The organism is Streptomyces corynorhini (assembly GCF_003346515.1).
Taxonomy (GTDB): domain Bacteria; phylum Actinomycetota; class Actinomycetes; order Streptomycetales; family Streptomycetaceae; genus Streptomyces; species Streptomyces corynorhini.
Window position 1 is genome coordinate 19848 of record NZ_QQNA01000083.1, and the last position, 7491, is coordinate 27338.

Sequence of the window (7491 nt, forward strand, 5' to 3'; positions counted from 1 at the left end):
CCGCTCCGGGCCCGCCCCCCACCTCGTCGCGTCGGCGGTCTCCCCGGTCAGGCCACCGGCGCGGCCGGGGCGGTGACGCGGTCGGCGGCGCCGCCCCGGACGGCGTCCAGGGTGAGGGCGTTCGCCTCGTGGGGGACTCCGAGGGGTACGTCGCTGACGTCGGAGAGCCGGGCGTACTGCTCGGGGGTCAGCCGGAGGTCGAGCGCGTCCAGGTAGCTGTCGAGCTGGGTGAGGCCGCGCGGCCCGATGATCGGGACGAGGGCGGTGGTGGACCGGGCGGCCCGCTCCCGCACCCAGGCCACCGACACCTGCGCGGGCGTCGCACCGGTCTCCTCGGCGACGGCGAGTACGGCGTCGACGACGGCGGTCTTCTGGCCGGTGCTCTCCGTGTGGATGACCTTCCCCAGGTCGCTGAGCCGTCCTTCGGCGCTGTGGCGGTACTTTCCGGTGAGGAGTCCGCCGCCGAGCGGGGACCACAGGGCGGCGCCGAGTCCGAGGCCCTCGGCCATCGGCAGCAGCTCGCGCTCGGCGGTCCGCTCGACGAGGCTGTACTCGTTCTGGACGCCCACGACGGGGGCCCAGTTCTTCCAGTCGGCGAGGGTCACGGCCCGGGAGACGCGCCAGGCGGGGAAGTTGGACAGGCCGACATGGTGGATCTTGCCGGAACTCACCAGGTCGTCGAGGCCGCGCAGGATCTCTTCCATGGGCGTGAGTCCGTCGGGGAAGTGCACCCAGAGCAGGTCGATGTAGTCGGTGCCCAGGCGCCTGAGCCCGGCCTCCACCGAGGCGACCATGGTCTTGCGGCTGTTGCCCGTCCTGGAGACGCTCGGCCGGGACGCGGACCCGAGGGAGAACTTGGTGGCCAGGACGAAGTGGTCCCGGTCGGCGGCGACGAACTTCCCGGTCAGCTCCTCCGACTCGCCGAACTGGTAGGAGTCCGCCGTGTCGAGGAAGGTGCCGCCCGCCTCGGCGAACCGGTCGAAGACGCGGCGGGCCTCGTCCGGCTCGGCTCCGGCGCCCCAGCCGGTGCCGAAGTTGGCCGTGCCGAGCCCGTACTCGGACACGCGCAGTCCGCTTCGGTGTCCGAAGGTCAGGTAACGCATCAGGCGTCCTTTCGAAGGGGCCGGGCGGGGACGGCGCAGGCCGGGACGGCAGAGGCCGGGGCGGCGGAGGCCGGTCCGCGCCTCACGCCGCGCGCGGCGCGGCGGGCAGGCCCTGCCTGACCTGCCGGGTGATGTCGTCGGCGAGGATCTCGGGCAGGCCGGTCTCGATGCCGCGCAGGGCCTGCGCGGCGACCTCGGCGGGGTCGGCCTTCTGGTCGGCGGGGACGTGCGCGGCCATGTCGGTGTCCATGTAGCCGACGTGCAGCGCCGAGACGGTGATGCCGCGCGGCGCCAGCTCCTCCCTGGCCGCGTCGGTCAGCGCCCAGGCGGCGGCCTTGGTCGCGGCGTAGGACCCGAGACCGGCGGGGTGCAGCCAGGACAGGACGGACAGGACGTTGAGTACGGAGCCGCCGCCGTTGCCCTCGATGACGGGGGTGAAGGCCCGGGTCACGGCGAGCGGGCCGAAGAAGTTCGTCTCCATCTCCAGGCGTACCGCGGCCAGGCCGCCCGTGATCAGCGACGTGGCGTTCGAGATACCCGCGTTGTTCACCAGCAGCGTCGCGTCGGACGCGGTGCGGGCAGCGGCCAGGACCGACTCCTCGTCCGTCACGTCCAGCCGCAGCGGGACGACGCCCGGCAGGTCCACCGTCCCGGGGCGGCGGGCCGCCGCGTACACCTTGGCTCCGCGCGCCACGAGCTGGGCGGCCAGCTCTCTGCCGAGTCCCCGGTTGGCGCCGGTGACGACCGCGACGGCGTCTTTCAGTTCCATGACCGCTCCCGATGTCGTGGGCGCCCGTCCGGCCACCCGCTCAATTAGATTACAACCACAATCTAAAACCTGACCTACGATAGATGTCAAACGACATCCGGCGAATCGGCAGATCCGACCGATCCGGCAGATCCGACAGATCCGGCCGATCCGGCGAGGACAAGGAGGTGGCTCATGGGCCGCGTATCGCAGGCGCAGGCGCGGGAGAACCGCCGACGGGTCGTGGAGACCGCCTCCCGGCTGTTCAGGGAGCAGGGCACCCACGTCAGCGTCGCGGACCTGATGAAGGCGTCCGGGCTGACCCACGGCGGCTTCTACAAGCAGTTCGCCTCCAAGGAGGCGCTCGTCGACGAAGCCACCGCGCACGCGTTCGGTGAACTCGCCCGGCTCCAGCAGGACGGACTCGCCCAGTACGCCGGGCAGCCCGCCGCGGCCCAGCGGGCCCTGATCGACGCGTACCTCTCCGTCGAGCACCGCGACAACATGGCGGACGGATGCCCCGTGGCCGCGCTCGTCACGGACATGGCGCGCGTACCGGGGGACCGCGAGGCCCACCGCGTCTACACCGAGGGAGTGGGCAGGTTCGCCGACCGGCTCGCCACCGAGGACGACGAGGACGGCATCACCCGCCTGTGCGCCCTGCTCGGCGCGCTCGTCCTCGCCCGCGCCACCAAGGGCTCCCCGCTCTCCGAGGACATCCTGACGACCGTACGCACGGCGTTGACGGAACCGCGCTGAGCGGGTCGGGCCGACCGGGTCCGGGCGCCACTACTCCTCCCCCGCCTCTTTCTCCGGCTCCGCCCCCGCCTGGGGCTGCGCCTGCGCCTGCGCCCCTTCGCGGCCGGGGAGCAGGGACAGGGCCCGGGAGCGCTGTGCGACAAGGTCGTCGTAGGTGCCGTCGCGCTCGGCCCAGCGGTGCATGAGGACCCCCTCCACGAGGATCTCGTGCGGGGTCGGCTCCGCCGAGAGCAGGCGCATGACCTCGGTGGCGAAGCCGTCGAGCGGCAGCGCGTGTGGGTTCCGCTTCTCCTGGCCCCCGGTGGCGACGGCCGGGGGGACGAGTTCGACGACCCCGACGCCGGTGCCGTCGAGCTGTGCGCGCAGCGCCTCGGAGTAGGCGTGCACCGCGGCTTTCGAGGCGGCGTAGGTGGGCATGGGCGGGAAGGGCAGGAAGGCGATGCCTGACGTGACCGTGATGAAGGTGCCCGCGCCCCGCCGGACGAGGTGCGGGGTGAAGGCGTCGATGACCCGGATGGTGCCGAGCAGGTTGGTGCCGATCGTCGTCTCCGCCGCCTCGAAGTGCGCGGGGTCGCGCAGGTCCTCGACGAGCATGACGCCCGACATCGTCACCACGGTGTCCAGCTCCGGGTAACGGTCGAGCACGGCGTCACGCGCCGCCGCCACGGAGGCGCTGTCGGTGACGTCGACGCTGACGGCGCCGATGCCTTCCGCGGCGAGTTCCGAGAGCGCCCGCGACGTACGGCCGCCGACGGCCACGGTGCTGCCCGCCGCGGCGAACCGGCGGGCCAGCTCCCGTCCGATGCCCGAGGTGCCGCCAACGATGAGAACGGTGCGGTTGGAGAGATCCATGAGATCTTCCCTTCGATCCAGGGCGCGCCGGGGCTCCGGCCCCGTGGCCCGTTCGGTGATGTCCGCCGTCCCTCGCGGAACAGCGCCACCTCAGTCTTGACGCCGTCCCCCGGATGTGGCAGGGCTCCAGTCTTCCCCGGTCCTGACAGGGCCCCCGCTGGAACACGCGCACCGCATTACCGTGTCGGTATGAAGGACGAGGATTCCGGCAACCGGCTCGGCGGCTACCTTCGTGCCCGGCGCGAGCTGGTCACCCCGGCCCAGGCGGGGCTCCCGCCCGGCGGCAACCGCCGCGTGCCCGGCCTGCGCCGCGAGGAAGTCGCCCTGCTCGCCGGCGTCAGCGCCGACTACTACCTGCGCCTGGAACGGGGCCGCGACAAGAACCCGTCGCCCCACGTGCTCGAATCGCTCGCGCGCGTCCTGCGGCTCGACGACGTCGAGCGGACGTATCTGCTCGGCCTGACGGCGACGCGCCCCCGCGCGCCCCGCCGCAAGCGGCCCGAGCACGTACCGGCGCGGGTGCACGAGCTGCTCGCCCACCTTCCGATCCCCGCGTTCGTCGAAGGGCGCGCGTTCGACGTACTGGCCGCCAACCCCATGGCCCTCGCGCTCTCGCCCCGGCTGCGGCCCGGCGAGAACCGGCTGCGTTCCTTCTTCCTTGACCCCGAGGAACAAGCCTTCCACCAGGACTGGACGAAGGCCGCGGCCGATTTCGTCGCCACCCTGCGCACCACCATCGGGGACGACACCGACAACCCCCGGTTCGTCGAACTCGTCGGCGAACTCGCCCTGTCGAGTCAGCGGTTCCGCACGCTGTGGGCCCGTCACGACGTCCGGAGTCTCGACGGGGGCACCACCACGGTCAACCACCCCGTCGTCGGCGAACTCCGCCTCCACCGCGACAAGCTCGCCATCGACGATGTCATTCTCGTCGTCTACTACCCCGACAAAAACAGCGACAGCGACGAGAAACTACGCCTCGTCGCCGCGCTCTCGGCCACCGGGCCCGCCGACACCGACTCCGGCGCGAACTGACGGCGGCGGACAACAACCGGTCATGTCCACCAGCGAGCCCTTCCGGCGGCACCGACCCGAAACCCGGAATCCATCACTCCGGAATCCACCGCTCCGGAATCCATCACTCCGGAATCAGGCCGAGGGATCCGGGTGGAAACGGCCGTCGATGCCGACGGGTGTGCGCGGGGTCGGATATCCGTTTCCGGCCGGCGAGGGGCAGCGGCGGCGCTCCTGACTCCTTGTCAAACCGCGGTGGTTACGTGATCATGGGATGATGAAGATTCTCGTTATTGGCGGCTCGGTGTTCCTGGGACGGGCCTTCGTGCAGGAGGCAATCGCCCGCGGACATAACGTGTCCGTCTTCAACCGGGGAAAGTCAGGACCGGATATACAGGGAGCGGAGAACCTTCGTGGCGACCGGGAGAATTCCACGGACTTAGAGGCCCTCGCCGCCGCCGGTCCGTGGGACGCGGTGATCGATACCAGCGGTTTCCACCCCCGTACCGTCGGACAGTCCGCGCGCGCACTCAGCGGCCGGGCCGGAACGTACCTGTTCGTGTCGTCCTTCCATGCCTACGCGGACTGGCCCGCGGGACCTGTCGACGAGGGCTCGGCGCGTCACGTCTGCCCGCCGGACGCCGCCGTCGAGGACGTGCCGGGCAACGCGCTCAAAGCGGGGTGCGAGCGGGCCGTCGAGAAGTACTTCGAGGGCGACACCTGCATCCTCAACCCCGGGCTGATCGTGGGCCCGCGCGAGACGCCCGGACGGCTGCTGTGGTGGCTGGAGCGGACGGCCCGCGGCGGCGAGGTCCTCGCGCCGGGCAGGTCCGACCGGACGGTCCAGCTCGTCGACGCCCGGGACATCGCGGTGTTCGGTCTCGACCTGCTGGAGGCGAGTGCCGCCGGGCGTTTCCTGGTCACCGGCCCCAAGGACACCACGACCCTGGGCGAGCTGCTGGAGCTGTGCGCGCGGGTGACCGGGGCCGGGGCGCGACCGGTCTGGGCCGACGAGGACTTCCTCATGGACCAAGGGGTCGGTCCCTGGACCGAGCTGCCGTTCTGGGCGCTGGAGCAGCCCGCCATGGCGGGCGCCTGGGAGGCTTCCCCCGCCAAGGCAGTCGCCGCCGGGCTGCGCTGCCGCCCGCTGGCCGAGACGGTCGCGGACACCTGGGAGTGGCTGCGCGAGCGCGGCCCGTCCGAGACCCCCTACCGGCAGGGCGACATCCCGCTCGGGATCGACCCTGACAAGGAGCGCGAAGTACTCCGCATATGGCAGGCGAAGGCGGGCGCCTGATGACGGGCCGGGGGCCCGGTGCGCCGCGCGGCCTGTACGACTGGTTCGCCGCGTCGGTACGTGAGCACGGCGAGCTGGTCGCCCTGGAGGTCGGCGGGGAACGGCTGACCTACCGTGAACTGGACGGCCTGGCCGGGCTCCTGGCCGGGGAGATCCTGGCCGAGTGCGGCGGCCGTGCCCCGCGTCGGGTGGGCCTGACGACGGCGTCGGGCACGCTGACCTACGCGGCGTGTCTGGCGGTGCTGCGCCTGGGCGCGGCCGTGGTCCCGCTCAACTCGTCGTTCCCCGCGGTGCGGCTGGCCGCCATGGCGCGGTCCGCCGGTCTGGATCTGAACCTGGTGGCCCCCGCCCCGGCGCGGGAGGCGCCGAGAGGGCCGCGGGAGCGGGAGGGGCCGGACGTACCGGTCCTGTGCCTGTCCGCGGACCTCCTGGCCCGGCTGCGCGACGGCGAAGCGGCGGGAGAGACGCCGCCCCCGGCCGACGCTCCCCTGGGGGACACCGCGTACGCGCTGTTCACCTCGGGCTCCACCGGCACCCCCAAGGGCGTACCGGTCACGCACCGCAGCCTCGACGCCTTCCTGCGGTACGTCATCGACCGCTACGCGCTCGGGCCCGGCTGTCGGATGGCCCAGAACAGCGGTCTGGCCTTTGACGCGTCCGTCTTCGAAATGTTCGGCGCCTGGGGCTCGGGCGCCACGCTGGTCGTGCCGTCCCGGCGTGAACTGCCCAAGCCGGCCAGGTTCGTGTCCCGGGAGGGGATCACGCACTGGTTCTCGGTTCCGTCCGTGATCACGATGGCCGACCTGACCGGGGGTCTGGGCCCCGGCTCGATGCCGTCGCTGCGCTGGAGCCTGTTCGGCGGCGAGCAGCTGACGGTGCAGCAGGCCAGGGCCTGGCGTACGGCGGCGCCGCGGAGCGCCCTGGAGAACGTGTACGGGCCGACCGAGCTGACCATCCTCGCGACGCAGTACCGGCTCCCGGACCGGGTGGAGGACTGGCCGCACACGGCCAACGGCACCCTTCCCATCGGTCCCGTCTACCCTCACCTCGACCATCAGGTCGTGGACGAAGAGGGCAGGCCCTCCGATACGGGCGAGCTGCGCCTGCGCGGCGTGCAGCGGTTCGCCGGATACCTCGACGAGGACGACAACCGGGGACGGTTCCTGGACGCCGCTGGGCGGCCCGTGGAGAGCGCCGGACGGTTCGTCCCCGACGAGAAACACTGGTATCGCACCGGAGACCTGGTCCAGGTACTGGACGGCGGGGTCCTGGTCCACCTGGGGCGGATCGATCAGCAGGTCAAGATCATGGGCCAGCGGGTGGAGATCGGCGAGAGCGAGGCGGTGCTGCGCGAGCAGGACGGCATCGGCCAGGTCGCGGTCGTGGCCCTGCGCGGCGAGGACGGACAGACGCGGCTGGAGGCCGCGTACACCGGGACCGCCCGGCCGACCGCGCAGCTGCGGCAGGCGCTCTCCGAACGCCTGCCGCGCTACATGGTGCCGCACCGGTTCACGCATCGGACCGAGTTGCCGATGAACCACAACGGCAAGCTGGACCGCCGGGTACTGGCGGAACAACTGGCCGCGGCCCAGGACTGATCCGGGGCCGCGGTGCCGGGCTCGCGAGCCCGGCATGATCCAAACGAGAGGCCCCAGGGTCTTTCGTTTGGATCAGGCCGGATGAGGGGGCGGGGCAGGTGGGGGCCGCTACCCGTGGGC

7 protein-coding genes are annotated in these 7491 nt (G+C 72.2%); 4 read left to right on the plus strand and 3 right to left on the minus strand.

Going from position 1 to position 7491, the window contains the following annotated elements; genetic code table 11:
• Positions 1–47: 47 nt before the first annotated feature.
• Complete coding sequence (locus tag DVH02_RS12230; protein ID WP_114623807.1) at positions 48–1103, minus strand: aldo/keto reductase; 1056 nt, start codon at positions 1101–1103, stop codon at positions 48–50.
• 82 nt (positions 1104–1185) lie between these two features.
• Entirely contained in the window at positions 1186–1872 is a 687-nt protein-coding gene (locus tag DVH02_RS12235) for an SDR family oxidoreductase (protein ID WP_114623808.1), read from the minus strand.
• A 174-nt stretch (positions 1873–2046) separates the two neighbouring features.
• Here DVH02_RS12235 and DVH02_RS12240 point away from each other — a divergent pair, with 174 nt between their 5' ends.
• Positions 2047–2610 carry a TetR/AcrR family transcriptional regulator gene (locus DVH02_RS12240; protein ID WP_114623809.1) on the plus strand — a complete coding sequence of 188 codons (564 nt, stop codon included), beginning with the start codon at positions 2047–2049 and terminating at the stop codon, positions 2608–2610.
• Positions 2611–2640: 30 nt separating this feature from the next.
• Here the strand turns inward: DVH02_RS12240 and DVH02_RS12245 are convergent, their stop codons facing one another.
• A complete protein-coding gene (locus DVH02_RS12245) occupies positions 2641–3462 on the minus strand; it encodes an SDR family oxidoreductase (RefSeq protein ID WP_114623810.1) in 822 nt (273 codons plus the stop codon).
• A 189-nt stretch (positions 3463–3651) separates the two neighbouring features.
• Between DVH02_RS12245 and DVH02_RS12250 the strand changes: the two genes are divergently transcribed.
• From DVH02_RS12250 to DVH02_RS12260, 3 genes are all read left to right on the plus strand, one after another.
• The gene (locus DVH02_RS12250) at positions 3652–4497 is read left to right on the plus strand and encodes a helix-turn-helix transcriptional regulator (RefSeq protein WP_114623811.1); all 846 of its coding nucleotides are present in this window, start codon (positions 3652–3654) and stop codon (positions 4495–4497) included.
• Between the two features lie 256 nt (positions 4498–4753).
• Entirely contained in the window at positions 4754–5773 is a 1020-nt protein-coding gene (locus DVH02_RS12255) for an NAD-dependent epimerase/dehydratase family protein (protein ID WP_114623818.1), read from the plus strand.
• Positions 5773–7371, plus strand: a complete 1599-nt coding sequence (locus DVH02_RS12260) for an AMP-binding protein (RefSeq protein WP_114623819.1) — start codon at positions 5773–5775, stop codon at positions 7369–7371. The genes DVH02_RS12255 and DVH02_RS12260 overlap by 1 nt, the downstream gene beginning before the upstream one ends.
• Positions 7372–7491: the final 120 nt, after the last annotated feature.

Bases quoted from the DNA above. Each gene is read 5' to 3' on its own strand.
- DVH02_RS12240 (WP_114623809.1), top strand. From the start codon at position 2,047: ATGGGCCGCGTATCGCAGGCGCAGGCGCGGGAGAACCGCCGACGGGTC.
- DVH02_RS12250 (WP_114623811.1), top strand. From the start codon at position 3,652: ATGAAGGACGAGGATTCCGGCAACCGGCTCGGCGGCTACCTTCGTGCC.
- DVH02_RS12260 (WP_114623819.1), top strand. From the start codon at position 5,773: ATGACGGGCCGGGGGCCCGGTGCGCCGCGCGGCCTGTACGACTGGTTC.
- DVH02_RS12235 (WP_114623808.1), bottom strand. From the start codon at position 1,872: ATGGAACTGAAAGACGCCGTCGCGGTCGTCACCGGCGCCAACCGGGGA.
- DVH02_RS12255 (WP_114623818.1), top strand. From the start codon at position 4,754: ATGAAGATTCTCGTTATTGGCGGCTCGGTGTTCCTGGGACGGGCCTTC.
- DVH02_RS12245 (WP_114623810.1), bottom strand. From the start codon at position 3,462: ATGGATCTCTCCAACCGCACCGTTCTCATCGTTGGCGGCACCTCGGGC.
- DVH02_RS12230 (WP_114623807.1), bottom strand. From the start codon at position 1,103: ATGCGTTACCTGACCTTCGGACACCGAAGCGGACTGCGCGTGTCCGAG.